Below are 26,581 nucleotides of genomic sequence, written 5' to 3' on the forward strand. Positions count from 1 at the left end.
ACACCAAGCACAGTGCGTGCATGGTGTGGCATGAACGATAAAACTAAATCTGGCTATTCTCATTGGAATCGACGTATATTAAAAATAGAAACCACGCTATAGACCCCGCCATGGCCCAACTCCCCGACCACCTCGACATCCACCTGATCCGCATTTTGTACCTGCTGCTGTGCGAGAAAAACGTCTCGCGCGTCGCGCTCAAACTGGACCAGCCGCAGCCGTCCATTTCCGCCTCGCTGCGCAAGCTGCGCGAGCTGACCGGCGACCCGCTGCTGGTGCGCGGCGGTCGCGGCATGGTGCCGACGCAACACGGCGAGAGTCTGAAAAAGCCCGCCAAACGCATCCTCGACGAGGTCAGCCAACTGTTTTTGCACAAGACCCCGTTCGCCTCGATGGACGAAAGCCGCGTCTTCCGCATCGGCGCACCGGATTATCTCGACATCCAATTTCTGCCCAACATTGTGGCGAGATTGCGACGCGAGTCGCCGAAAAGCCGCATTGTCATCCACAGCCTGGGCGCCGAAGTCGACTCGATCCGCATGCTGTCCGACGGCGACCTCGACCTCTTGATCGCCAACTGGGACGCGCCGCCCGAGCACCTGCACCTGTCGCCGCTGTTCGAAGACCCCATCGTCTGCGCCATGCGCGCCGACAGCCCCTACGCCAAGCGCACCGGCGCCGACGACATGACCCTGGACGACTACCTGAGCCTGCCGCACGTGGCGCCCTCGCCCACCCTGTCCGGCTACTACGGCGTGATCGACACCTATTTGCAGCAGCACGGCCACGAGCGCAACGTGGTGGTCGAGTCCGCCTACTTCGGCCTGATGCCGCACATGCTGACGCAGACCGACCTGGTGCTGACCACCGGCCGGCAATACCTGCGTTTCTTCGAGCGCAACCTGCCGATCAAGACCTTCAGCGTGCCGCTGCGCTTCCCGCCGATGCGCTTCTACCAGCTGTGGCACGAGCGCGTCCACGCCGCCCCCGAGCACAAATGGCTGCGCGACCAAATCACCCAAGCCGCCCAAGCCCTCACCGCCAAATAAGCCGCCCCCGGTGTTGCATACCGACTGCTGAGCCAGGGTCAGACCCTAGGGTCTGACCCTCGTTTTCCGTTGGCGGATTTCCGGCCAAACAACACTTGGCATATCCCCGCGCTGAACCTTGTTATGGCTGCGGGCATATATTGCCGGCGGCGCAACACTATATTATTCGCCATATAAGCACGGACGGCGCCAGCGCGCCGCATCCGCATGAACGGCGAGCGGTCCCACGCGCCGAACCATTCACACGAGGAGACAGGCTGGTGGGACCGCCTGAGCACAATGACGATCACCCTGGAACAGTTGAACCGCTGCGACGCCGACGAATTCACCACCCTGCTGCACGGTCTGTATGAGCATTCGCCGTGGATTCCGCAGCGCGCCGCAGCGCAGCGCCCCTTCCGCAGCGTCGCCGCGCTGAAGATCGCCCTGCAGGGCGTGGTGCGCGCCGCCTCCGTCGACGAGCAACTGGGCCTGATCCGCGCCCACCCCGAGCTGGCCGGCAAGGCCGCGCTGGCCGGCGAACTGACCGCCGAGTCCACCGGCGAGCAGGCCCAGGCCGGCCTGACCCATTGCAGCGCCAGCGAACTGGCCGAGCTGCACCGCCTCAACGCCGCCTACAACGCCAAGTTCGGCTTCCCCTTCATCCTGGCCGTCAAAGGCCCGACCGGCAAGGGCTTGAGCCGCCAGCAGATCACCGCCCACTTCGCCCGCCGCCTGCGCTCGCAGCGCGACGACGAGCAGGCCGAGTGCCTGCGCCAGATCGGCCGCATCGCCGAGATGCGCCTGAACGCGCTGCTCGACATCGAGCTGCAGTTCGGCGCCACCATCATGGAATGGGCCGAGGTGATCGGCGCCTGGAGCGACGACGCCGACAACCTCACCTGCGCCTACATGACCGCGGCGCACCAGAAAACCGCCGCCCAGCTGGCAACGTGGATGCGCGAGGCCGGCATGGTGGTGCACATCGACGCGGTCGGCAACGTGGTCGGCCGCTACCTGTCGGACCAGCCGAACGCCAAGTCGCTGCTCACCGGCTCGCACTACGACACGGTGCGCAACGGCGGCAAGTACGACGGCCGCGAGGGCATCCTGCTGCCGATCGCCATCGTCAAGCACCTGCACGAGCGCGGCGAGCGCCTGCCCTTCCACTTCGAGGTGATCGGCTTCTGCGAGGAGGAAGGCGTGCGCTATCAAAGCACCTTCTTGGGCAGTAACGCCGTCATCGGCCAGTTCGACCAGTCCCTGCTCGACAAGCTCGACGCCGACGGCGTCAGCATGCGCGCCGCGCTGGCCGAGGCCGGCCACGACGTCGGCCAGATCGCCGCCATCGCCCGCGACCCGGCCGAGGTGTTGGCCTTCGTCGAAGTCCACATCGAACAAGGTCCGGTGCTGCTGGGCCGCGACCTGCCGACCGGCGTGGTCAGTTCCATCGCCGGCAGCTGCCGCTACCAAATCGAGCTGACCGGCCTGGCCAGCCACGCCGGCACCACGCCGATGAACATGCGCAAGGACGCCGCCGCCGCCGCCGCCGAGATCGTGTTGTATGTGGAGAGCCGCTGCGCCCAGGCGCCGTCGCTGGTCGGCACGGTCGGCCAATTGCAGGTGCCGGACGGTTCGGTCAACGTGATCCCCGGCGCCTGCAAGCTGTCGCTCGACATCCGCGCCGCCGACGACGCCACCCGCGACGCCGCCGTGGCCGACATCCTCCAGCAGGCCGAGGCCATCTGCGCACGCCGCCAGATCGACTTCAAGCTGCACAAGATCATGTCGGCGCCGGCCGCGCCCTGCGCACCGTGGCTGGTGCGCCAGCTGGCCGCCGCCACCGAGCGCGCCGGCGTGGAGGTGTTCGAACTGCCGTCCGGCGCCGGCCACGACGCCATGGCGCTGGCCCGCATGACCGACGTGGCCATGCTGTTCACCCGCTGCGGCAACGGCGGCATCAGCCACAACCCGCTGGAGACGATGACGGCGGACGACGCCGAAACCTCGGCCGTGATCCTGCTCGACTTCCTGCGCAGCTTCCAGCCCAAGCCCTGAAAAAAGGAAATTTTCAACGCGACGAGGGTGCTGGCATCCCAGCGGCAAGGAACCAGGGTCAGACCCTAGGGTCTGACCCTATGCCGGCGCCCCGGGCAGCCATACAGCCCCAAAGACACAGCATTATCAGCGCGGACTCATACCCCGCAGCAGTTATATACTCATACGTGCATAGTAGCCATCGCGTGCAAGCCATTGGTTTCTCTGCGGGCAGCTGCTAACCTGAACAATATCGCCATCCAATCAGCGCGGAGCATTCATGTCTGAACCAATTCGTTTCTTCTATCGCGGCGAAGTCCATTCCGTTTCGGATGGCGCACCCACCCGCACCCTGCTGCAGCATCTGCGCGACGAGCCTGCATTGCACCGGCACCAAGGAAGGCTGCGCCGAGGGCGACTGCGGCGCCTGCACCGTGGTGGTGGCCGAACTGCAGGGCGACGAACTATCGCTCAAGTCGGTCAACTCCTGCATCCAGTTCCTGCCCACCCTGGACGGCAAGGCCGTCTTCTCGGTCGAGGATCTGAAGCAGGCCGACGGCGCCATGCACCCGGTGCAGCAAGCCTTGGTGGAATGCCACGGCTCCCAGTGCGGCTTTTGCACGCCGGGCTTCGCCATGTCGCTGTGGAGCTTGTACCTGAAGCAGGAAGGCGTCGCCGAGGCGCCCTGCCGCAAGACCATCGACGAAACCCTGTCCGGCAACCTGTGCCGCTGCACCGGCTACCGGCCCATCATCGAAGCGGCCCGCCGCATGGGCGAACTGCCGCCGGTCAGCTTCGACCGCGCCGCCTTGAAGGCCACGCTGCAAGCCATCCAGCGCGAGCGCATGTTCAGCTATACCCACGAAGGCCAAACCTTCTACGCGCCGCGCACCCTGGCCGAGCTGGCCGAGCTGCGCGCCGCCAAACCCGGCGCCACCATCGTCGCCGGCTCCACCGACGTCGGCCTGTGGGTCACCAAACAGATGCGCGACCTGGGCGACATGATCTATGTGCGCATGGTCGCCGAGCTGCACCAGATGGAGGAAAAGGACGGCATGCTGCACATCGGCGCCGCCGTTTCGCTGAACGACGCCTACGCCGCCGTCTGCGCCCACTACAAGGACGAGCTGACGGAAATGTGGCAGCGCTTCGCCTCCCAGCCGATACGCAACACCGGCACCCTGGGCGGCAGCGTCGCCAACGGCTCGCCGATCGGCGATTCGGCGCCGTGGATGATCGCGCTCGGCGCCGAGATCGTGCTGCGCAACGACAAAGGCCAGCGCAGCATGCTGCTGCAGGACTTCTACCTCGACTATATGAAGAAGAACTGGCAGCCGGGCGAGTTTGTCGAAGCGGTGCGCATTCCGCTGCCGTGCGCCGGCGTCCAGTTCCGCACCTACAAATTGGCCAAGCGCTACGACCAGGACATCTCCGCCGTCTGCGCCGCCTACTCCATCGAGCTGCGCGACGGCGTGGTGCACAACGCCAAGGTGGCCTATGGCGGCATGGCCGCCACCTCGCGCCGCGCCCCGCTGGCCGAGGCGGCGATGAACGGCCAGCCCTGGACCGAGGCCACGCTGAACGCCGCCATGGCCGCGCTGGCGCAGGACTACACGCCGCTGAGCGACATGCGCGCCAGCGCCGCCTACCGCATGAAGACCGCGCAAAACCTGCTGCGCCGCTTCTGGCTGGAGACCCGTCCGGACGACGCCCAAGCCATCCAATCGATCAACGCGTTCAGCTACGCCGATGATTGTGCCAAACAATTCGTTGAAGGAGGCGCCGTAGCATGAACAGCAAATCGGAAGCGTTCCTGAACCAGCCGAACGACGCGCCCGCCATGGCCTGGGCCGAGGTGGGCCAGTCCCGCCCGCACGAATCGGCCGTCTTGCACGTGCTGGGCGAGGCCACCTACACCGACGACATCCCCGAGGCGCAAGGCACGCTGCACGCCGCGCTGGGCCTGTCGGCCAAGGCGCACGCCAACATCGTCTCGATGAACTTCGACGCCGTGCGCGCCATGCCCGGCGTGAAGGCGGTCTACACCCATCAGGACATCCCCGGCACCAACGACTGCGGGCCGATCATCCACGACGACCCGATCCTGTCCGCAGGCCTGGTCGAGTACGTCGGCCAGCCGATCTTCATCGTCGTCGCCGACTCGCACGACAACGCCCGCCGCGCCGTGCGCAAGGCCGACATTCAATACGCCGAGCTGCCCGCCATCCTCACGCCGCAGGCGGCGCGCGAGGCCAAGTCCTTCGTCGTGCCGCCGATGCGCCTGCAACGCGGCGACGCCGAGGCGGCCTTCAAGCGGTCGAAGCACATCGCCAAGGGCCAGCTCTACGTCGGCGGCCAGGAGCAGTTCTACCTGGAAGGCCAGATCTCCTACGCCATCCCGAAGGAGGACAACTGCATACTGGTGCAATGCTCGACCCAGCACCCGACCGAGATGCAGCACGTGGTCGCCCACGCCCTGCACATCAATTCCAACCAGGTGGTGGTCGAGTGCCGCCGCATGGGCGGCGCCTTCGGCGGCAAGGAGTCGCAGTCGGCGCTGTGGGCCGCCTGCGCCGCCATCAGCGCCAAGCTGCTCAAGCGCCCGGTCAAGCTGCGCGCCGACCGCGACGACGACATGCTGGTCACCGGCAAGCGCCACTGCTTCTACTATGAATACGAGGTCGGCTACGGCGACGACGGCCGCATCGTCGCCGCCCGCGTCGAAATGGTCACCCGAGCCGGCTTCTCGGCCGACCTGTCGGCCCCGGTGGCGACGCGCGCCGTCTGCCACTTCGACAACGCCTACTACCTGGCCGACGTCGACATCCGCGCCATGGCCGGCAAGACCAACACCCAGTCCAACACCGCCTTCCGCGGCTTCGGCGGGCCGCAGGGCGCCATCGCCATCGAGTACATCGTCGACGAGATCGCGCGCAACCTGGGCATGGACGCGCTCGACGTCCGCAAGATCAACTTCTACGGCCGCAACGACGAGGAGGGCCGCAACGTCACCCAGTACCAGCAGAAGGTGGTCGACAACGTCATCCACGCCCTGGTCGACGAGCTGGAGGAAAGCAGCGCCTACCGCCGCCGCCGCGCCGAGATCAACGCCTTCAACGCCGGCAGCCCGGTGCTCAAGCGCGGCCTGGCGCTGACGCCGGTCAAGTTCGGCATCGCCTTCAACGTCACCCACTTCAACCAGGCCGGCGCGCTGGTGCACGTCTATACCGACGGCTCGGTGCTGGTCAACCACGGCGGCACCGAGATGGGCCAGGGCATCAACACCAAGGTCTGCCAGGTGGTGGCGCACGAGCTGGGCATCCCGCTGGCGATGGTGCGCGCCACCGCGACCGACACCAGCAAGGTGGCCAACACCTCGGCCACGGCGGCCTCCACCGGCGCCGACTTGAACGGCAAGGCGGCGCAGGACGCCGCCCACACCATCCGCCAGCGGCTGGCCGAATTCGCCGTCAAGCGCCACGGCGGCGGGGCGGCCGAATCGGCTGATTCGGCCGCTTCGGCCAATGTGCGCTTCGCGGCCGGCTTCGTCCACGTCAACGGCGTCGCGGTGCCCTTCCCCGAGCTGGTGCAGCAGGCCTACCTGGCCCGCGTCCAACTGTGGTCGGACGGCTTCTACGCCACGCCCGGCCTGCACTGGGACCCCGAAGACCATGAGCGGCAACCCCTTCTCCTACTTCGCCTACGGCGCCTCGGTGTCCGAGGTGGTGGTCGACACGCTGACCGGCGAATGGAAGCTGCTCAAGGTGAACGCCCTGTACGACGCCGGCAAGTCGCTCAACCCGGCCCTCGACATCGGCCAGGTCGAAGGCGCCTTCATCCAGGGCATGGGCTGGCTGACCACCGAGGAGCTGTGGTGGAACGCCGGCGGCAAGCTGATGACGCACGCGCCGTCCACCTACAAGATCCCCGCCGTGTCCGACTGCCCGGAGGACTTCGAGGTGCGCCTGTTCGACAACCGCAACGTGATGGACAGCATCCACCGCTCCAAGGCGGTCGGCGAGCCGCCGCTGCTGCTGCCGTTCTCGGTGTTCTACGCCATCCGCGACGCCATTTCCAGCGTCGGCCAGCACCGCCACAATCCGCCGCTCAACGCGCCGGCCACCGGCGAGGCCATCCTCAACGCCGTCGACGCCGTCCGGGCGATGGCGCAGGGGTAGCGCCATGGCGAGCTCGATGGGGCCCACACTGAACGCCGTCACGGCGGCGGCCGCCAAGGCGGTGCCGCGCGTGCTGGTGACGGTGGCGCAGGTGGCCGGCTCGGCGCCGCGCGAGCCCGGCGCCAAGATGCTGATCACCCAGTACCACGCCTTCGACACCATCGGCGGCGGCCACCTGGAGATGCGCGCCACCGACATCGCCCGCGAAATGCTGGCCATGCCGCTCGGCGAGGCGCGCGCCGAGCGCCGGCTCGAGCGCTTCCCGCTCGGCCCCAGCCTGGGCCAATGCTGCGGCGGCGTGGTGCACCTGGCCTTCGAGCGCATCATGCCCGAGGCCGGCGACCACTTCGCCACCCTGGCGCGGCGCTGGCGCGACGGCCAGGACAGCTGGCGCCTGATCTCGCTCGATAGCGTCACCGCGCCGGCCCTGTACGACGGCGGCGGCGCCCTGCTGTCCGGCCCCGGTCCGGCGCTGCTGCCCAAACTTGGTCCCGGCGTGGCCTGCAAGGTGCGCGTCGACGAGCGCGGCAAGCAATGGCTGGTCGACTCCTGCCTGCCCTACCGGCGCCGCCTGGTGCTGTTCGGCGCCGGCCACGTCGGCGCCGCCATCGTGCGCGCGCTGGCCGAGCTGCCCTGCCAGGTCACCTGGGTCGACGAGCGCGACGACATGTTCCCCGCCGCCCTGCCGGCCAACGTGCGCGTCGAGGCGACCGACACGCCCGAGGCGGTGGTGGCCCAGGCCGACGCCGGCACCACCTTCCTGGTGCTGACCCACAGCCACGCGCTGGACCAGCTGCTGTCCGAGCACATCCTGCGGCGCGGCGACTTCGCCTGGTTTGGCCTGATCGGTTCGCAGACCAAGCGCACGCAGTTCGAGCGCCGCCTGCGCGAACGCGGCATTTCCGCCGAGCGGCTGAACGACATGGTCTGCCCGATCGGCCTGCCCGGCATCAAGGACAAGGCGCCGGCCGTCATCGCCGTCTCGGTCGCCGCCCAGCTGCTACAGGTGTGGGAGGCGCTCGACCAGGCCGCCCTGCCCGGCGCCACGAGCGCCGCGCCGTCCGCCTCGGGCACGGCGGCCACCGCGACGCCGGCCGAGTGCCTTAGCTGATGCACACCACGCCAGCAGGCGCGCCATTGCGCGCCCTCCCCACAGCCTCACTCTCCGGCAGCGCCGGGGCGGGAGTGCTGCATCGCTGTCGATTCCCGTAGCCCTGCGCTAGTCCCAACACCCCGGTAGCACCCGAACACCGGCCGGCGCCGCGCGCGCCCGCCCGAGCACACCCGCGCCCCGCGCACCGAATCAAGGAAACACATCATGACCCAAGCCCAGCCGAGCAACGGCGCCTTCCAGGCCTATCGCGCCAGCCTGCTGCACTTCAACGACGACCCGGCCTTCCACCAGAACGCCTACAGCTGGCACGAGGACGGCCTGCTGGTGGTCAAGGACGGCCACGTCCACGTCGCCGGCGACTACGCCCAATTGATCGACTTTCTGCCGCCCGGCACGCCGCTGCACGACCATCGCGGCAAGCTGATCGTGCCCGGCTTCATCGACACCCACGTCCACTATCCGCAGACCGACATGATCGCCTCGCCGGCGCCCGGCCTGCTGCCCTGGCTGGACAAGTACACCTTCCCCACCGAGCGCAAGTTCGCCGACCCGGCCCACGCCGCCCAGGTGGCCAGCTTCTTCCTCGACGAACTGCTGCGCTGCGGCACCACCACCGCCATGGTCTACTGCACCGTGCACCCGCAGTCGGTGGACGCCTTCTTCGGCGCCAGCGAGGCGCGCAACCTGCGCATGGTGGCCGGCAAAGTCCTCATGGACCGGAACTGCCCCGAGTTTTTGCAGGACACGCCGGAAGGCGGCGCCCGCGACAGCGAGGCGCTGATCCAAAAATGGCACAAGCGCGGCCGCCAGCTGTACGCCATCACGCCGCGCTTCGCGCCGACCTCCAGCGAGGCCCAGTTGGAGCTGGCCGGCGCGCTGGCCAAGGCCTACCCGGACACCTATCTGCAAACCCACGTCGCCGAGAACACCGACGAGGTGGCCTGGGTCAAGTCCCTGTTCCCGCAGGCGCGCAGCTACATGGACGTGTACGACCGCTACGGCATGCTGCGGCCGCGTTCGATGTACGCCCACTGCATCTGGCTCGACAACGCCGACCGCCAGCGCATGGCCGAGACCGGCTCGGCGATCTCGATCTGCCCCACCTCCAACCTGTTCCTCGGCAGCGGCCTGTTCGACTTCGAGCGCGCCGACGCCGCCCGCGTGCCGTTGTCGCTGGCCACCGACGTCGGCGGCGGCACCTCCTTCTCCATGCTGCAAACCATGAACGAGGCCTACAAGGTGGCGCGCATGGGCGGCAGCTATCTGCCGGCGCTGCGCATGTTCTACCTGGCCACGCTGGGCGGCGCCCGCGCCATGCAGCTCGACGGCACCATCGGCAGCTTCGTGCCCGGCGCCGAGGCCGACTTCATCGTCCTCGACCCGCAGGCCACGGCGCTGCTGGCGCGCCGCACCGCGCGCACGGACAACCTGGAGGAGCTGCTGTTCGCCATCGCCATGCTGGGCGACGACCGCACGGTGGCCGCCACCTATGCCGCCGGCCGGCCGGTACACCGGCGCGCCAACTAAGGCCCGAACCAAGAGAGTTCAGGGACGCGGTATTGATGGTTCAATACCGCGCAGCGCATCCAATCTGCGGTCCCAAACCCGCTTAGGCCGCCCATGACGCGCCGGCCAACCGAGCCAGGACGGCCGAGCAAAATCAAACTGTCGCAATCGCCAGGCGTTCAATCGCTATCACGATCGGGCTCGTGTTCAAGAACTTTCTCGAACGCCATACCTTTTAACGCATTCACCATATTAATGTTGGCCTGGGGATCGCCCCGGGTAACCTCACGGGGATCGGATATCTTTGGCTCGCCTTGGCCGTCGATTAAAAACTGCAGATCGTCGACTCTCAGTTGTTTGTCTCTCAAATTTTTCACGACACTCACGCATCCGTCAACTAGATGTTGATTGAATTCCAGAGCGGCTGGCAGAGCTACCTTTTTTGCAAGGACATCAGCTGAATCGATCGCGTCCTTGATGATTTCTTGCTCAAGTCCATGAGCGCCCTCATGCTCGACCAGGCCAATTGTCCGGACCACTGGAAAACCCGCTCGCTGAAGCGTATTCAGCCCATTTTGTTCCTTCAGCGCAGCGTCCAGGGATGTTCCCGAGCCAAAGGTTCCAGACTTGAACAGCGAAAAACAAATCTGATCATCTTTCTTTGAATGAAAGACGATTTTTTGGCTACCCTCGCCGAGTTTCTCTCCAATCGAAGATGTGGATAATTTGCGCGCCAAGGGCACCGGCTCTGCCGACGTGGGTTCGGTTGCCAGCGGCGTCATGGATTCGGAAGCTTTCATAGTTTTCTCCAATGTAGATACAAGTTAAGTTGCATCTGATGGGGAGAAGTTCCATGTCAACGAAGTATCTGGTCACGCCATCTGTCGGCCTCGGGGGCCGAGGTCGCGCTGACCTCGGCCCTCACCGCGCCGCGCGGAATACGCCCATTTCACTGCGCGATCGCGACCGGACCTGGTGCGCTTGCCGGTAACGACGTCAGCCGCTCTATCATCGCGCGCACGGCCTTCATCTGCGGGCCGGTCTTGTAGGCGTAGTTCGGCCCGGTGTAGCCTATCCAATCCCAGCAGCCGTTCTCGTTGAACGGTAGCGACGCCCTCACCTGCGGATACAGCATGATGATGTTGTTGCTGTCGGCCCAGTCGTTGTAGCTGCTCTTGCCGTAGAAGTCGTCGCCGACCACGTCGGCCGACTGCTTGCAGCCGTGAAAGGCGACGTGCACCTTGCAGCTGCCCGCCTTGGCGCAGCTGGCCGGCACGTACACAAAGGCGTCCTCGGACATGCTGCTGGATGGATCGGCGAACTCGGTCTGGCGGAAGGTCAGCAGCTGGCCCGTGCGCGCCGTGGCCGGCGGCTTGATGTTGCCGTAGATGTGGGAAAAGATCGCGCCCGCCTGGTCGTATTTCTTCTTCTGCACGGTGCAGCGGCTGATGAACGGCGCCTCGTTGGCGCCACAGTGGTTGCCGAACGCCGGCGTCAACAGCGCGTGGCCGGACGGCACCGTCTTCACGTAGAGCAAATTCTCCTTGGGCACGCCGGCGCCCTTGAAGAAGGCGACCGTGGCGTTGACCGCCGATTGGTGCACCACGGTGTCCATGGTGCCGCTGAAGACATAGACCCGGTCCTTTTGCAAATTGCTGATCGGGTCGATCAGGCCGCTGGCGGCGAAGAACTGGGCGGCCCTCACCATCAGGTCGGGATTGGGCGACACAAACGGCACCAGGCCCATGCAAATGCCCGAATAGGTGAGCAGCAAGCCGGCCGCGCAGTAGTACGGCCCGCCGGCCACCACGCCGGCCCCGCTGACCGAGGCGGAATAGGCGACCTGGTACTGCACCGCCATAAAGGCGCCCGACGATAAACCGGAGACGGACGTGCCGTCGCCGCTGGCCCCCATGGCCGGAAGTGGATTGCTGGCCTGCGTAGGCGGCAACAGGCAGAATGCCAGGGCCGCCGTGGCGATCGAGAATAGTGGTTTCATTACAACTCCTCCGTGGTGTTTCATGCCAATGAAGGCACTCCAGGGTGTCTTTCATTGTGGAATTGACGCACCGCACAATGGGTGCAATCGCGATGTTCCCACAATTTCCGCGGCCACAGTTCGGCCTCCACGGCCAGTGGTAAAAATACAAATTGTCGGGGGAATGATTAATTGCCGGCGGTTATGTGCGACGGCGCCACGCGACGATCCAACGGGAACAAGCGGAGCCTAGTGTGCCGATGTCTTGGAAAAAACCTGCATCACCACCACGCCCGCAATGATGAGCGCTATCCCCAACATCGCCGGGAAATCCAACCGTTGCTTGTAGAAGAACAGGCCGACCAGCGACACCAGCACGATCCCCGCGCCGGACCAGATCGCATAGGCGATGCCGACCGGAATGGCGGACAGCACGCGCGACAGCATGTAGAAGGCGATGCCGTAGCCGACCACGACCAGCGTCGACGGCACGAGTTTGGAGAAGCCTTCGGAGGCCTTGAGGGCGGAGGTCGCGATGACCTCGGCGACGATGGCGACGGCGAGAAAAAGCCAATTCATAGGCGATGCTCCTGGATCGAAAGGCGCCAGTCTAGCAGGCCGTACGATGAATCGGACGCCTTCCCGGAGGCAGTGGAAATATATATATATACTAAATTAATTAACTAGTACAAACATCTGGAACGCAAATTGACTCAATCGACAACCGCCACGACAGCGCCACTGAGACTGAACGTGGTCTATCAGCGGGCCGAATATGTTGACATCGTGCTCGAGCTGGTGGCATTGGAGCTGGCCAAGCAGGCAAAGAAGAAGGGCAAGGACCACAAGCCCATGGGCAAGGCGTCCCGCCTCCTGGCCGCTGCCTTGCTGTCGGCAATATTTTTCTACAAACGGCTCAGCATGCCCTCCAACGACTTCACGATAAGCAAACAAGGGATACGGCGCGTCAACAGGCGCGGAACTGTTGACGTGAAATGGGTCGACGTCACCGCCGTGCACCGGTTCGCACGCGGCTATCTGCTGATAAAGCGCAACGGCGGCATGCCCTTGCCGTATCGCTGCTTCACGAGTGAACAACGGGCCGCGATGGAATTCCTGCTCGAACATCAAACAGCCAGATAGCCGATATAGACGGTAGCGGGAAGTACAGCGGCGCCAAAGCGTCAAACAGAAACCAGAGCGCTGGGCAGAGAATGAAAGCGCGCAGCCGCGGCGGCCAAGGAGAGCCGTGCACCTTCGTGGCCAACAGCCAGGCGCGGCGGCGGCCCTGCCGCGCCTGGCGGAGGCAAGCGCATGACGCCGCCGGCGCCGGCTAGGCCGCCGCCGGCACCACCGGCCAGATCTGCGCGATGCGCAGCAGGTTGGTGCTGCCCGGCTGGCCGAAAGGCACGCCGGCGGTGATGGCGATGCTGTCGCCGGCCACGGCGAAGCCCTGCTCCAGCGCCGCCTGGCAGGCCGCCGCCACCATGCGGTCGACGTTGCGCACCTCCTGGCTGACGGTGGAATGCACGCCCCAGGCCAGCACCAGCCGGCGCGCCGTCGACAGGTTCGGCGTGATGCTGAGGATGGGCGCGGTCGGCCGCTCGCGCGCGGCGCGCAGGCTGGTGTGGCCGGAGCTGGTGTAGGTGACCGTGGCGACGGCGCCGACGATCCGCGTCACCTCGCGCAGCGCCGAGCAGATGGCGTCGCCGCTGTTGGGCTGCGGCGCCTGGTTTTGCGCGGCTATCATCTGCCGGTACAGCGGTGCCCTTCTCCACCTCGCGGATGATGCGGTCCATGATCTGCACCGCCTCGACCGGATAGGCGCCGCTGGCCGATTCGGCCGACAGCATCACGGCGTCGGCGCCGTCGTAGATGGCGCTGGCGACGTCGGAGGCCTCGGCCCGGGTCGGCACCGGCGCGCCGATCATCGATTCGAGCATCTGCGTGGCGATGACAATGGGCTTGCCGTACTGGCGGCAGGCGCGCAGGATACGCTTCTGCACGCCGGGCACGCGCTCGGGCGGCAGCTCCACGCCCAGGTCGCCGCGCGCCACCATGATGGCGTCGGAGACGGCGACGATGGCGTCCAGGCCGTCGAGCGCCGCCGGCTTTTCCAGCTTGGAGAGCAGCGCGGCGCGGTCGCCGATGATGGCGCGCGCCTGCAGCACGTCCTCCGGCCGCTGCACGAAGGACAGCGCGATCCAGTCGGCGCCCATGTCGAGCGCGAAGTCGAGGTCGCGCAGATCCTTCTCGGTCAGCGCGGGGATGGGCAGCACCACGTCCGGCACGTTGACGCCCTTGCGGTCGGACAGCACGCCGCCGTTCACCACGCGGGTGCGGATGGAGCGGCGGTCGGCGCCGCGCCCCAGCACCGCCAGGCGCAGTTTGCCGTCGTCGAGCAGCAGCGACTGGCCGGCGTCGATCACCTCGAACAGCTCGGGGTGCGGCAGGCAGACGCGGTGCACGTCGCCCGGCGTCGGGTCGCGGTCGAACGTGAACTCGGCGCCGGCCACCAGCGTCACCTTGCCCTCGGCGAACTGGCCGACACGCAGCTTGGGGCTGCAGGTCGGCCAGGATGGCGATGGGCCGGCCGGCGGCGCGTTCGATCTCGCGCACGATGTTGCAGCGCGCCTGGTGGTCCTGGTGGCTGCCGTGGCTGAAATTGAAGCGGAATACGTCCGCCCCCGCGTCGAACAAGGCCTGGATGGCCTCCTTGCTGCTGCTGGCTGGGCCGAGTGTGGCCACTATTTTGGCCTGGCGTAGACGTCGCATGTGATCCCCTAGTGTGTATTTTTTTGTGTGGCGGACGGCGCGCTACAGCACCAGCACGGCGCGGAAGTCGTTGACGTTGGTGCGGGTCGGGCCGCTGACCACCAGGTCGTCGAGGGCGCTGAAGAAGCCGTAGCCGTCGTTGTTTTCCAGCAGAGTGCGGGCGCGCAGCTTGAGCGCCTCGCCGCGCGCCAGCGAGTCCGGCGCGTACAGGGCGCCGGCGTTGTCTTCCGAACCGTCGATGCCGTCGGTGTCGCAGGCGATGGCGTGGATGCCGGGATGCGCCTCCAGCGCCACGCCCAGACTGAGCAGGAATTCGGCGTTGCGCCCGCCCCGGCCGCTGCCGCGCACCGTCACCGTGGTCTCGCCGCCGGAGATGATGACGCAGGGCCGCTGGAACGGCTGGCCGCGCGCCGCCACCTGGCGCGCCATGGCGGCGTGCATGACGGCGATGTCGCGCGACTCGCCCTCGATGCCGTCGGACAGGATGTGGGGCGTGATGCCGGCGGCGCGGGCGTGCCGCGCCGCCGCCTCCAGCGCGTCCTGGGCGACAGCGATGACGTGGTGCTCGTTGCGGGCGAAGCGCGGGTCGCCCGGCTTGGGCGTCTCGCCGGCGCCGGACTGCAGATGCTCGCGCACGCCGTCCGGCACCTCGATGGCGTACTTGCGCAGCACCGCCAGCGCGTCGGCGCAGGTGGTCGGGTCGGGCAGGGTCGGGCCGCTGGCGATGATGCCGGGGTCGTCGCCCGGCACGTCGGAAATCAGCAGCGTGACCACGCGGGCCGGCGCGCAGGCCAGCGCCAGGCGGCCGCCCTTGATGGCCGACAGGTGCTTGCGCACGCAGTTCATCTCGGAGATGGCGGCGCCGCTGCGCAGCAAGGCGCGGTTGATCGCCTGCTTCTGCTCGAGCGTGATACCGGGCGCCGGTAGCGCCAGCAGCGAGGAGCCGCCGCCGGAGATCAGGCACAGCACCAGGTCGTTCTCGCCCAGGCCCCGCACCATCTGCATCATGCGGCCGGCGGCGCGCAGGCCCGCCTCGTCCGGCACCGGATGGGCCGCCTCGATCACTTCGATGCGCTGGCAGTCGACGCCGTGGCCGTAGCGCGTCACCACCAGGCCGGAAATGTCGCCTTGCCAGTGCTGTTCGACGGCGCGCGCCATGGCGGCGGCGCCCTTGCCGGCGCCGATCACCAGAGTGCGGCCGTTGACGGGCGGCGTGGGCAGATAGGCCGGCAGGCATTTCTCGGCGCTGACGGCGGCGACGGCGCTGCCGTACAGGTCGAGGAGGAATTGGCGGGGATTGAAGGTGCTCATCCTGGTGCTTTCATAAAAGGGCGCGGCGGCGGCAAGGCAAAAGGGAGTCGATCCGCCGCCGCGCTGGGGGAAACGTGGTCAAACCGCCGCGCTCAGGCCTCGGCGATCTGGTGGTTGGACATCAGCTCGATGGCGCGGCACAGCGCCGAGTGGTCCAGGCCGCCCATGCCGTTGGCGGCGCAGGCGTTCATCAACTCCTGCGCCATGGCGGTGTTGGGCAGCGCGACGCCGAGCGCCTTGGCGCCTTGCAGGGCCAGGTTCAAGTCCTTCTGGTGCAGCTCGATGCGGAAGCCGGGGTTGAAGGTGCGCTTGACCATGCGCTCGCCGTGCACCTCGAGGATGCGCGAGGCGGCAAAGCCGCCCATCAGCGCCTCGCGCACCTTGGCCGGGTCGGCGCCGGCCTTGGAGGCGAACAGCAGCGCCTCGGCCACCGCCTGGATGGTCAGCGCGACGATGATCTGGTTGGCCACCTTGGTGGTCTGGCCGTCGCCGTTGCCGCCGACCAGGGTGATGTTCTTGCCCATCATCTCGAACAGTGGCTTGACGATGTTGAAGGCCGCCTCGGGGCCGCCGACCATGATGGTCAGCGAGGCCGCCTTGGCGCCGACCTCGCCGCCGGACACCGGAGCGTCGAGGTAGTCGCAATCGAGCGCGTTGATCTTGCGGGCGAACTTTTTGGTTTCGATCGGCGAGATGGAGCTCATGTCGACTACGATGGAGCGCGGCCGCAGGCCTTCCGCCACGCCCTTGTCGCCGAACAGCGCGGCGTCGACGTGCGGCGTGTCCGGCACCATGACGATGATGATGTCGGCGCGCATGGCCACCTCGGCGGCCGAGGTGCAGACGGTGGCGCCGGCCTCGATCAGCGCGAACGGCGGGTTCTTGATGTCGTGCAGGTAGAGCTTGTGGCCGCCGGCCAGCAAGTGTTGCGCCATCGGCGCGCCCATGATACCCAAACCGATAAATCCGACTCTAGACATGATGATCTTCCTTTTCATTTGTGTGTGAGATTGCTGTTCGTTTTGCACAGCCGCTAAGCCAAGGGCTGAAACCAGGGTCAGACCCTAGGGTCTGACCCTCGACGTGGTCCCGTATCTACAAGCCATGTTCGCCGCGCCAGCCCAGTCCCGCCAGCGTGGTGCCGCGCGGCTTGTACTCGCAACCTATCCAGCCGTCGTAACCGAAAGCGTCCAACTGCGCGAACAGGAAGCGGTAATTGATCTCGCCCGTACCCGGCTCGTTGCGGCCCGGGTTGTCGGCCAGCTGAACGTGGCGAATCAGCGGCAGATAAGCCTTGATGGTCGCGCTCAACTCGCCCTCCATGCGCTGCATGTGGTAGATGTCGTACTGGATGAACAGGTTGTCCGATCCGGTCGCCTCGATAATGCGGGCCGCCTGGCTGGTGCGCGACAGGAAGAAGCCGGCGATGTCGAAGGTGTTGATCGGCTCGATCAACAGGCGGATGCCCTCCTTCTTCAGCGCGTCGGCGGCGAACTTCAAGTTGGCCACCACGGTGCGCTCTGCGGCTTCCGGGCCGACGTCCGGCGGCACGATGCCGACCAGGCAGTTGAGCTGCTTCACGCCCAGCGCCTTGGCGTAGATGATGGCCTGCTGGACGCCCTGGCGGAACTCCTCCACCCGCTGCGGGTGGCAGGCGATGCCGCGCTCGCCGGCCTCCCAGTTCCCGGCCGGCAGATTGTGCAGCACCAGTTCCAACCCGTTGGCCTGCAGGCGCGAGGCCAAGTCCTTCACCTCGTAGGCGTAGGGGAAGAGGAACTCGACGGCCTTGAAGCCGGCGGCGGCGGCCGCCGCGAAGCGGTCGAGGAACGGTACTTCGTTAAACAGCATGGTCAGATTGGCTGCCAGTTTGCTCATGTCGCTTCCTTTCGTGTCAATTCGGTTCAGGTTCAGGTTCAGGTTCAGATTCGGCTTCAGTCGAGCAGCGCGATCGCGGTCGGCGCGTCGGCGCCGCTGAGGGCCAGCTCTTCGAACTCGTTGATGTTGTTGATGTCGACGCCCATCGCGATGTTGGTGACGCGCTCGAGGATCACCTCGACCACCACCGGCACGCGGAACTCCTCCATCCACGCCTTGGCCTGCTTGAAGGCGCCCTGCAGGTCGTCCGGCTTGGTGACGCGAATCGCCTTGCAACCCAGCCCCTCGACCACGGCGACGTGGTCGACGCCGTAGCCGTTCAGTTCCGGCGCGTTGATGTTCTCGAAGGCCAGCTGGACGCAGAAGTCCATGTCGAAGCCGCGCTGCGACTGGCGGATCAAACCCAGGTAGGAGTTGTTGACCACCACGTGCAGGTAGGGCAGCTTGAACTGCGCGCCGACGGCCAGCTCCTCGATCATGAACTGGAAGTCGTAGTCGCCGGAGATGGCCACCACGCTGCGCTTCGGATCGGCCGCCACCACGCCGAGCGCGGCGGAGATGGTCCACCCGAGCGGACCGGCCTGGCCACAGTTGATCCAGTGGCGGGCCTTGTATACGTGGAGGAACTGGGCGGCGGCGATCTGCGACAGGCCGATGGTGCTGACGTAGCAGGTGTCGCGGCCGAAGGCCAGGTTCATCTCCTCGTAGACGCGCTGCGGCTTGACCGGCACCTGCTCGAAGTGGGTCTTGCGCTGCATGGTGCGCTTGCGCTCCTGGCACTGCGCCACCCAGGCGGAGCGGTCGCGCAGCTTGCCGGCGGCCTTCCACTCGGTGGCCACCTCGATCAGCAGCGTGAGCGCGTGGGCGGCGTCGGAGACGATGCCGAAGTCGGGGCCGAAGACGCGGCCGATCTGGGTCGGCTCGATGTCGATGTGGACGAACTTGCGGTCCTTGGTGTAGACCTCGATCGAGCCGGTGTGGCGGTTGGCCCAGCGGTTGCCGATGCCGAACACGAAGTCCGAGGCCAGCACCGTGGCGTTGCCGTAGCGGTGGCTGGTCTGCAGGCCGGCCATGCCGACCATCAGCTTGTGGTCGTCGGGGATCACGCCCCAGGCCATCAGGGTCGGCACCACCGGCACGCCGGTCAGCTCGGCGAACCGCACCAGCAGCTCGGCCGCGTCGGCGTTGATGACGCCGCCGCCCGGGGTCAGCAGCGGATGCTCGGCCGCGTTCATCATGGCCAGCGCCTTTTCGATCTGGGCCCGGGTCGCCTTCGGCTTGTAGGGTTCGAGCGGCTGGTAGGTGTCCGGGTCGAATTCGATCTCGGCCATCTGCACGTCGAACGGCAGGTCGACCAGCACCGGGCCGGGACGGCCGGAGCGCATGATGTGGAAGGCCTGCTGGAACACCATCGGCACCAGGGCCGGCTCGCGCACGGTGACGGCCCATTTGGTGACCGGCTTGGCGATGGACTCGATGTCGACCGCCTGGAAGTCCTCCTTGTACAGGCGGGCCCGTGGGCCTGGCCGGTAATGCAAAGAATAGGTATGGAATCGGCCTGGGCCGAGTAGAGCCCGGTGATCATGTCGGTGCCGGCCGGGCCGGAGGTGCCGATGCACACGCCGATGTTGCCGGCGCTGGCGCGGGTGTAGCCCTCGGCCATGTGCGAGGCGCCCTCGACGTGGCGCGCCAGAATGTGCTTGATCGTGCCCTGCTTCTTCAAACCCGCGTAGAATGGGTTGATGGCCGCACCCGGCACGCCGAACACCTGGTGTACGCCCTCTTTTTCCAAAACGATTGCTGCTGCCTGCGCTGCGGTCATGCGTGCCATGCTGGTCTCCCTGAGCTATGATGTTTGAACTGATGAGGACCATCGTAGCGGCAAAGGGCGGTCGTGATAAGAAGACAAAACCTCGCTTTATTCGATACTCCTGGTATCGAATACTTGTGGAATAATGGGCCATGGACAAACTCACCCAAATCGAGGCCTTCGTTGACGTGGCCGAAAAGGGCAGCCTGGTGAAGGCCGCGCTGGGCCAGCACATCACCCCGGTGATGCTGGGCCGGCGCATCGACGCGCTGGAAAAACGCCTCGGCGTCAAGCTGATGCACCGCACCACGCGGCACCTGACCTTGACCGAACAGGGCACGCTCTACCTCGACCACTGCCGCAAGCTGCTGGCCGACCTGGGCCACGCCGACCGCATGGTCTCCGAGGGCCGCCACCGCGCCACCGGCCACCTCACCGTGTCGGCGCCGGCCGCCTTCGGCCGCAAGCACGTGGCGCCGCACGCCGCCGGTTTCGTGCGCGCCCATCCCGACGTGCAGATCTCCTTCAACCTGACCGACCGCGTGGTCGACCTGGTGCGCGACGGCTACGACGTCGGCATCCGCATCGGCGGCGTCATCGACCCCAGCTTTGTCGCCGTCAAACTGGCCAGCAACCGCCGCGTGGTGTGCGGCACGCCGGACTACTTTGAACGCAAGGGCATCCCGCGCACGCTGGACGACCTGGCGCAGCACAACTGCCTGGCCTTCAACCTGCAGGGCGGCCAGCAGCGCGGCTGGTACTTCCAGGAGAACGGCAAGCAGGTGACCATGCGCGCCGACGGCAATTTGAACTGCAACGACGGCGAGCTGCTGCACCGCTGGGCCACCGAGGGACTGGGCCTGGCCTGGCGTTCGTCGTGGGAGATCGAGTCGCAGTTGGCCTCGGGCGAATTGATCACGGTGCTGGACGACTTCGCACTGCCGCAGTACGACATCGTGGCGGTGTATCCGCAGCAGCGCCATTTGCCGGCCAAGGTGCGCTTCTTCATCGACATGCTCAAAGAGATTTACGCGCGGCCGGACTACTGGTTAAGCCGCTAGCACGACACTCCCTCCCCTCCCCGAAGGCGGCCATGTGCCGCCTTTTTTTGCGCCGCAAAACGGCCTGCCGACACCCTTCGCGGCGGCAAAAATCCGCCTCGCCACGGCAGCCAAAACACTTATCTTTTCAGCAAAGATATTTGTCCCAGGCACATTTCCGCACCGCACCAAAAATGTAAAACAAGAATCCGATTTTCGGTAAACTTTTTGTGTCTTTATTTTGAGCGATTGTTAAATTTCCGAATTTCAGACGCTAGCACTCGCATCAAGCAAGTCAAACAGTTTTCCGGAAAAACTTGCATAACGTAAGTTAACGTCGGCCAACGGAGCCATATTGTCACTATAAACCGCCCGCGTAATACCACAATTTGACAGGCAAAATTATCTGTTGGTTCAAAGTGACAAAAGAACATTTTTGCTAAAAATTGTCACAACGGTGCTATATTTCCGTTGGCAAATATGCATCAACTATCAGTTTGATTGCCATCATGAACGATGGTTACAGCCATCCATTTCTCAACACTTTTTGCGACGTGCCGACATGGTCTATAGCAACTCAGTTTTGGATATTCCCGCCCCCGGCGAGCCGGTGCCGGCCCACTTCAACGACACGGCACGCGACTATCCCCGTGCCGCCGTGATCCAGCAGATCTTCGAGCGGATTGCCGCCGCCGCGCCCGAGCGCATCGCGCTGGACGATCTGTCGGAACAACTCAGCTATGCCGAGTTGAACCGCCGCGCCAACCGCCTGGCCCATCTGCTGCTCGAACTGGGTGTGGGGCCGGACCGCCGCGTCGCCCTGCTGCTCGAGCGCGGCATCGCCATGGTGGTCGCCAGCCTGGCGGTGCTGAAGGCCGGCGGCGCCTATCTGCCGCTCGATCCGGCCACCCCGCCGGCGCGGCTGGCCGAGATCCTGGCCGACGCCACGCCGCAGGTGCTGCTGTGCGCCAGCGCCGTCGCCGGCCTGGACTGCGGCGCGGCGCTGGTCGAGCTGGCGCGCGACGGCGAGCGCCTGGCGCGCCAGCCCGAGCACGATCCCGACCCGGCCGCCAGCGGACTGCAGGCGCGCCACCTGGCCTACGTCATGTACACCTCCGGCTCGACCGGCGCGCCGAAGGGCGTGATGATCGAACACCGCAGCGTGCTGCGCCTGGCGCTCAACAGCGCTTTCGCCCCGCTCGACGAGCGCGACTGCGTGGCCCATTGCGCCAACCCGGCCTTCGACGCCGCCACCTGGGAGATCTGGGGCGCGCTGCTGAACGGCGCCCGCCTGCTGGTGCTGGCGCCGGACACGGTGCTGCGGCCGCAGGCGTTCAACGACGCGCTGCTCGCCGGCGGCGCCACCGCGCTGTGGCTGACGGCCGGCCTGTTCCACGAATACGCCGACGCGCTGGCGCCCGCCTTCGGCCGCCTGACATGGCTGCTGGCCGGCGGCGACGTGCTCGATCCGAAGCGCCTGGCCGCCGTGCTGGCCAAGGCCGACCGGCCGCGCCATCTGCTCAACGGCTACGGTCCGACCGAAACCACCACCTTCGCCACCACCTTCGAGATCGACGCCGCCGCCGCGCAGGCCGGCGCCATCCCCATCGGCCGGCCGATCGGCAACACCCAGGTGCGCATCCTCGACGAGCACGGCCAACTGCTGCCCTTCGGCGCCACCGGCGAGATCTGCATCGGCGGCGACGGTGTCGCGCGCGGCTACCTGAACCGGCCCGAGCTGAGCGCCGAGCGCTTCATCGCCGACCCGTTCGGCGGCGACGCCGACGCCCGCCTCTACCGCAGCGGCGACCTGGGACGATGGCGCGCCGACGGCAACATCGAATTCGTCGGCCGCAACGACTTCCAGGTCAAGCTGCGCGGCTTCCGCATCGAGCCGGGCGAGATCGAGGCGCGCCTGGCCGCCTGCGCCGGCGTGCGCGAGGCGCTGGTGCTGCTGCGCGAGGACGGCCCAGGCGACAAGCGCCTGGTCGGCTACCTGGCGCAGCAGGCCGGCGCCGCCGCCATCGACGTGGCCGCCGTGCGCGCCGAGCTGAAACAGGCGCTGCCGGCCTACATGCAGCCCGCCGCCTTGCTTGTGCTGGCGCGCTTCCCCTTGACGGCGAACGGCAAGGTCGACCGCAAGGCGCTGCCGGCGCCGGCCCGCGCCGACGCCGCCGACGGCGACTACAGCGCGCCGCAGGGCGACCGCGAACAGGCCTTGGCGCTGTTGTGGCAAGAGCTGCTGGCGCTGCCGCAGGTGGGCCGGCACGACAATTTCTTCGCGCTGGGCGGCCATTCGCTGCTGGCGCTGCGCCTGATGGCGCGGCTGCGCCAGCGGTTCGACGTCGAGCTGGCGCCGCGCGTGCTGTTCGAACACCCGACCGTCGCCGCCCTGGCCGCCCAGTTGAGCGGCGCCGCGCCGGCCCGCTGGATGCCGATGGGCGCCGCCGCACTTGGCGCACACGGCACGCCCGGCGCGCCGGCCGAGGCGGCGCCCTTGTCGCATGCCCAGCAACGCCTGTGGTTCCTCAACCAGCTCGACCCGGCCGCCGGCCAGGCCTACCACATGCCGGTGGCCTACCGGCTCAGCGGCGCGCTGCACGAGGACGCGCTGAAGGCCGCGCTGGCGCGCATCGTGCAGCGCCACGACAGCCTGCGCACCCGCTTCGTCATGCTCGACGGCGTGCCGGTGCAGCGCGTCGCGGCGGCCGACCAGGTGCCGCCGCTGCTGGAGCAGGACCTGAGCTACCTCGACGAGCACGAGCAGGCCGCCGCGCGCGGCGCCCTGTACGCCGCCGAAATCGCCCGCCCCTTCGACCTGGCCGCCGGCCCGCTGCTGCGGGTGATGCTGCTGCGGCTGGCGCCGGACGAGCACGAACTGCTGCTGATCCAACACCACATCATCTCGGACGGCTGGTCGATGGGCGTGCTCAAGGCCGAGCTGGGCGCCTTGTACGGCGCCTTCAGCCAAGGCCGGCCCGACCCGCTGCCGCCGCTGGCGCTGCAGTACGCCGACTACGCCGCCTGGCAGCGCCAACCGGCGCAAAGCGCCGCGCTGCAACGGCAGTTGGCGTTCTGGCGCGCCCACCTGGAGGGCGCGCCGGCGCTGCTGGCGCTGCCGACCGACCGGCCACGGCCGGCGCGGCAGAGCTATCGCGGCGGCCGCGTCGCCTTCGCGCTGGAGGCCGACGCCAGCGCGGCGCTGCGCCGCCTCGGCCAGCGCCACGGCGCCACCCTGTTCATGGTGCTGCTGGCCGGCTGGTCCGCCCTGCTGGCGCGCCTGAGCGGCGGCGACGACATCGTCGTCGGCACGCCGGTGGCCAACCGCCAGCGGCCGGAAGTGGAGGCGCTGATCGGCTTCTTCGTCAACACGCTGGCGCTGCGCCTGCGGCTGCGGGGAGACCCGAGCGTCGCCGAACTGCTGGCGCGGGTGCGCCAAACCACGCTGGCGGCCTACGAGCAGCAGGAGCTGCCCTTCGACCACCTGGTCGAGGCGCTCAATCCACCGCGCAGCATGGCCCACGGACCGCTGTTCCAGACCGTCCTGGCGCTCGACAACACGGGCGGCGAGCGGATCGACCTGCTGCCGCAACTGGCGCTGCGCGAGGCCAGCCTGCCGCAGAACACCAGCCACTTCGACCTGTCGCTGCTGCTGGCCGACGACGGCCGCCGGCTCGGCGGCCACATCGAATACGCCAGCGACCTGTTCAACCACGCCACCGTGCGGCGCCTGGCCGACAGCCTGCGCGTGCTGCTGGCCGCCATGGCCGACGACGACACGCTGCCGCTGGCCCGCCTGCCGCTGCTGGCGCCGGCGGCGCGCCGGCAACTGCTGGTCGACTTCAACGCCACCACCACGCCGTATCCGCGCGACGGCCTGGTCCACCAGCAGTTCGAACTCCAGGCCGCCGCCACGCCGGACGCGCTGGCGCTGTGCTGCGGCGCCGAACGGCTCAGCTACGCCGAGTTGAACCGGCGCGCCAACCGCCTGGCCCACGCCCTGCTGGCGCTCGGCCTGGCGGCGGACGACCGCGTCGCGCTGCTGCTGTCGCGCGGCAGCGCGCTGGTGGTGGCCATGCTGGCAGTGCTGAAGGCGGGCGCCGCCTACGTGCCGCTGGAGCCGGACGCGCCCGCCGCCCGTCTGCGGCACATCCTGGCCGACGCCGCGCCGCGCGCGCTGCTGTGCGCGGCGGCGGCCGCGTCCTCGGTGGAACTGTCAAGCTACAGCGCGAAGTTCAACTGCCCCCTGCTGCCACTCGACGAGCAGGGCGCCGCCGCCGGCGACCCGCCCGGCGGCGCCGCGCGGCCGGAGACCAACCCGGACGCCGCAGCCCTCGGCCTGCACGCGCGCCACCTGGCCTACGTGATGTACACCTCCGGCTCGACCGGCGTGCCGAAGGGGGTGATGGTCGAGCACCGCAACGTGCTGCGGCTGGCGCTCAACGGCGGCTACGCGCCGTTGGCGGCGGACGACTGCGTGGCGCACTGCGCCAACCCGGCCTTCGACGCCGCCACCTGGGAGATCTGGGGCGCGCTGCTGAACGGCGCGCGCCTGCTGGTGCTGCCGGCGCACACGGTGCTGCGGCCGCAGGCGCTCAACGCCGCCCTGCTCGACGGCGGCGCCACCGCGCTGTTTCTGACCACCGGCCTGTTCCACGAATACGCCGACGCGCTCGAGCCGGCCTTCGCCCGCCTGCGCTGGCTGCTGACCGGCGGCGAGGTGCTCGACCCGCAGCGCGCCGCCCGCGTGTTGGGCAAGGCCGGCCGGCCGCGCCATCTGCTCAACTGCTACGGCCCGACCGAAACCACCACCTTCGCCACCACCTACGAGCTCGGCGCCGAGACGGCTCAGGCGCGCGCCGTCCCGATCGGCCGGCCGATCGGCAACACCAGCGTCTACCTGCTCGACGGCGAGGGCCAGCCGGTGCCCATCGGCGTGGCCGGCGAGATCTGCATCGGCGGCGACGGCGTGGCGCGCGGCTATCTGAACCAGCCGGCGCTGAGCGCGCAACGCTTCGTCGCCGATCCGTTCAGCGCCGTCGAGGGCGCCCGCATGTACCGCAGCGGCGACCTGGGGCGCTGGCGCGCCGACGGCAACCTCGAGTTCATCGGCCGCAACGATGAACAGCTGAAGCTGCGCGGCTTCCGCATCGAACCGGGCGAGATCGAGGCGGCGCTGGCGGCCGAACCCGGCGTGCGCGAGGCGCTGGTGCTGCTGCGCGAGGACAGTCCCGGCGAGCGCCGCCTGGTCGGCTATGTCAGCGCGGCCGACGGCGCCGAGCTCGACCCGGCCGCGCTGCGGCAAGCGCTGAAGGCGGCGCTGCCCGCCTATATGCTGCCCAGCGCCCTGGTGCGGCTGGCGCGCTTGCCGCTGACGGCGAACGGCAAGGTGGACCGGCGCGCCCTGCCGCCACCGGACTTGGCGGCGCAAGCGGAGCAGGCGGCGGGACGGACGGACACCACGGCGCCCGCCGTCGCGCTCAGCGCCGAGGAGGCGGAGCTGGCCGAACTGTGGCGCGCGCTGCTGCGCCAGCCACGCTTGGCCGGTGCCGACAACTTCTTCGACCTCGGCGGCCACTCCTTGCTGGCGGTACGGCTGGTGGCGCGCATCGAACAGCACTACGGCATCGAGTTCCCGCTCGACGCCGTGTTCGAGGCGCCGACGCTGAACCAGATGGCGGCGCGCGTCGCCATCCTGCGCGCGGGCTGCCAACCCGCCGCGCTCGACGACCTGCTGCGCCAGTTGGAGGAGCTCAGCGACGAGCAGGCCAGCCAGCGCCTGGACGACGCTTGGCCACCCGCCGCAGCCAGCCCGCCACAGCCGCCGCAGTGGGCAAAACCGGCGGCACAGTAGGCGCCACAGTAGGCGGCAAACCCGAGGGCGGCGCACGCGCCCTTACCCCGATAGCAACCACCACCGAACCACACT

Annotated in this window: 14 protein-coding genes and 4 pseudogenes; 10 read left to right on the top strand and 8 right to left on the bottom strand. The window is 67.6% G+C overall.

The features are described from left to right. Nucleotides 1-110 precede the first annotated feature (110 nt). From QC826_RS14275 to guaD, 6 genes and pseudogenes are all read left to right on the top strand, one after another. Nucleotides 111-1,049, top strand: coding sequence for a LysR family transcriptional regulator (locus QC826_RS14275; protein ID WP_279766179.1), 939 nt, complete (start codon nucleotides 111-113; stop codon nucleotides 1,047-1,049). Between the two features lie 279 nt (nucleotides 1,050-1,328). Beyond that, on the top strand, nucleotides 1,329-3,086 hold the full coding sequence (locus QC826_RS14280; protein ID WP_279766180.1) for an allantoate amidohydrolase: 1,758 nt from the start codon (nucleotides 1,329-1,331) through the stop codon (nucleotides 3,084-3,086). Between the two features lie 259 nt (nucleotides 3,087-3,345). After that, a pseudogene (gene xdhA, locus QC826_RS14285) lies at nucleotides 3,346-4,858 on the top strand (xanthine dehydrogenase small subunit). Continuing rightward, nucleotides 4,855-7,243 (top strand): annotated as a pseudogene (gene xdhB, locus QC826_RS14290) (xanthine dehydrogenase molybdopterin binding subunit). The pseudogenes xdhA and xdhB overlap by 4 nt, the downstream one beginning before the upstream one ends. A gap of 16 nt (nucleotides 7,244-7,259) precedes the next feature. After that, a complete protein-coding gene (gene xdhC, locus QC826_RS14295) occupies nucleotides 7,260-8,354 on the top strand; it encodes a xanthine dehydrogenase accessory protein XdhC (RefSeq protein WP_279766181.1) in 1,095 nt (364 codons plus the stop codon). 207 nt (nucleotides 8,355-8,561) lie between these two features. Continuing rightward, nucleotides 8,562-9,884 (top strand): guanine deaminase, encoded by a 1,323-nt coding sequence (gene guaD / locus QC826_RS14300; protein ID WP_279766182.1) that lies wholly within the window; start codon nucleotides 8,562-8,564, stop codon nucleotides 9,882-9,884. A 158-nt stretch (nucleotides 9,885-10,042) separates the two neighbouring features. Here the strand turns inward: guaD and QC826_RS14305 are convergent, their stop codons facing one another. The 3 genes from QC826_RS14305 to QC826_RS14315 form a co-directional block, all read right to left on the bottom strand. Further along, nucleotides 10,043-10,663 carry a hypothetical protein gene (locus QC826_RS14305; RefSeq protein WP_279766183.1) on the bottom strand — a complete coding sequence of 207 codons (621 nt, stop codon included), beginning with the start codon at nucleotides 10,661-10,663 and terminating at the stop codon, nucleotides 10,043-10,045. A gap of 149 nt (nucleotides 10,664-10,812) precedes the next feature. Continuing rightward, nucleotides 10,813-11,892: a depolymerase gene (locus tag QC826_RS14310; RefSeq protein WP_409567880.1), complete on the bottom strand. Its 1,080-nt coding sequence runs from the start codon at nucleotides 11,890-11,892 to the stop codon at nucleotides 10,813-10,815. Nucleotides 11,893-12,090: 198 nt separating this feature from the next. Then, the gene (locus QC826_RS14315; protein WP_279766185.1) at nucleotides 12,091-12,420 is read right to left on the bottom strand and encodes a DMT family transporter; all 330 of its coding nucleotides are present in this window, start codon (nucleotides 12,418-12,420) and stop codon (nucleotides 12,091-12,093) included. A gap of 129 nt (nucleotides 12,421-12,549) precedes the next feature. On the opposite strand from QC826_RS14315, the gene QC826_RS14320 reads away from it, so the two are divergent. Next, nucleotides 12,550-12,984, top strand: coding sequence for a YcxB family protein (locus QC826_RS14320; protein ID WP_279766187.1), 435 nt, complete (start codon nucleotides 12,550-12,552; stop codon nucleotides 12,982-12,984). A 190-nt stretch (nucleotides 12,985-13,174) separates the two neighbouring features. Here QC826_RS14320 and pyk read toward each other — a convergent pair. From pyk to gcl, 5 genes and pseudogenes are all read right to left on the bottom strand, one after another. Further along, nucleotides 13,175-14,616: pseudogene (gene pyk / locus QC826_RS14325) on the bottom strand (pyruvate kinase). Nucleotides 14,617-14,658: 42 nt separating this feature from the next. Continuing rightward, a complete protein-coding gene (locus QC826_RS14330) occupies nucleotides 14,659-15,927 on the bottom strand; it encodes a glycerate kinase (protein WP_279766188.1) in 1,269 nt (422 codons plus the stop codon). A 92-nt stretch (nucleotides 15,928-16,019) separates the two neighbouring features. Then, nucleotides 16,020-16,955 (bottom strand): 2-hydroxy-3-oxopropionate reductase, encoded by a 936-nt coding sequence (locus tag QC826_RS14335; RefSeq protein ID WP_279766189.1) that lies wholly within the window; start codon nucleotides 16,953-16,955, stop codon nucleotides 16,020-16,022. 67 nt (nucleotides 16,956-17,022) lie between these two features. Beyond that, nucleotides 17,023-17,802, bottom strand: a complete 780-nt coding sequence (hyi, locus tag QC826_RS14340; RefSeq protein WP_279766190.1) for a hydroxypyruvate isomerase — start codon at nucleotides 17,800-17,802, stop codon at nucleotides 17,023-17,025. Nucleotides 17,803-17,858: 56 nt separating this feature from the next. Then, nucleotides 17,859-19,633 (bottom strand): annotated as a pseudogene (gene gcl, locus QC826_RS14345) (glyoxylate carboligase). A gap of 131 nt (nucleotides 19,634-19,764) precedes the next feature. On the opposite strand from gcl, the gene QC826_RS14350 reads away from it, so the two are divergent. From QC826_RS14350 to QC826_RS14360, 3 genes are all read left to right on the top strand, one after another. Continuing rightward, nucleotides 19,765-20,673, top strand: coding sequence for a LysR family transcriptional regulator (locus QC826_RS14350; RefSeq protein ID WP_279766191.1), 909 nt, complete (start codon nucleotides 19,765-19,767; stop codon nucleotides 20,671-20,673). A gap of 34 nt (nucleotides 20,674-20,707) precedes the next feature. Further along, a complete protein-coding gene (locus tag QC826_RS14355) occupies nucleotides 20,708-20,875 on the top strand; it encodes a hypothetical protein (protein WP_279766192.1) in 168 nt (55 codons plus the stop codon). A 360-nt stretch (nucleotides 20,876-21,235) separates the two neighbouring features. Continuing rightward, entirely contained in the window at nucleotides 21,236-26,506 is a 5,271-nt protein-coding gene (locus tag QC826_RS14360; protein ID WP_279766193.1) for a non-ribosomal peptide synthetase, read from the top strand. Nucleotides 26,507-26,581 lie beyond the last annotated feature (75 nt).

It is taken from the genome of Rugamonas sp. DEMB1, assembly GCF_029834475.1.
Taxonomy (GTDB): Bacteria; Pseudomonadota; Gammaproteobacteria; order Burkholderiales; family Burkholderiaceae_D; genus Rugamonas; species Rugamonas rubra.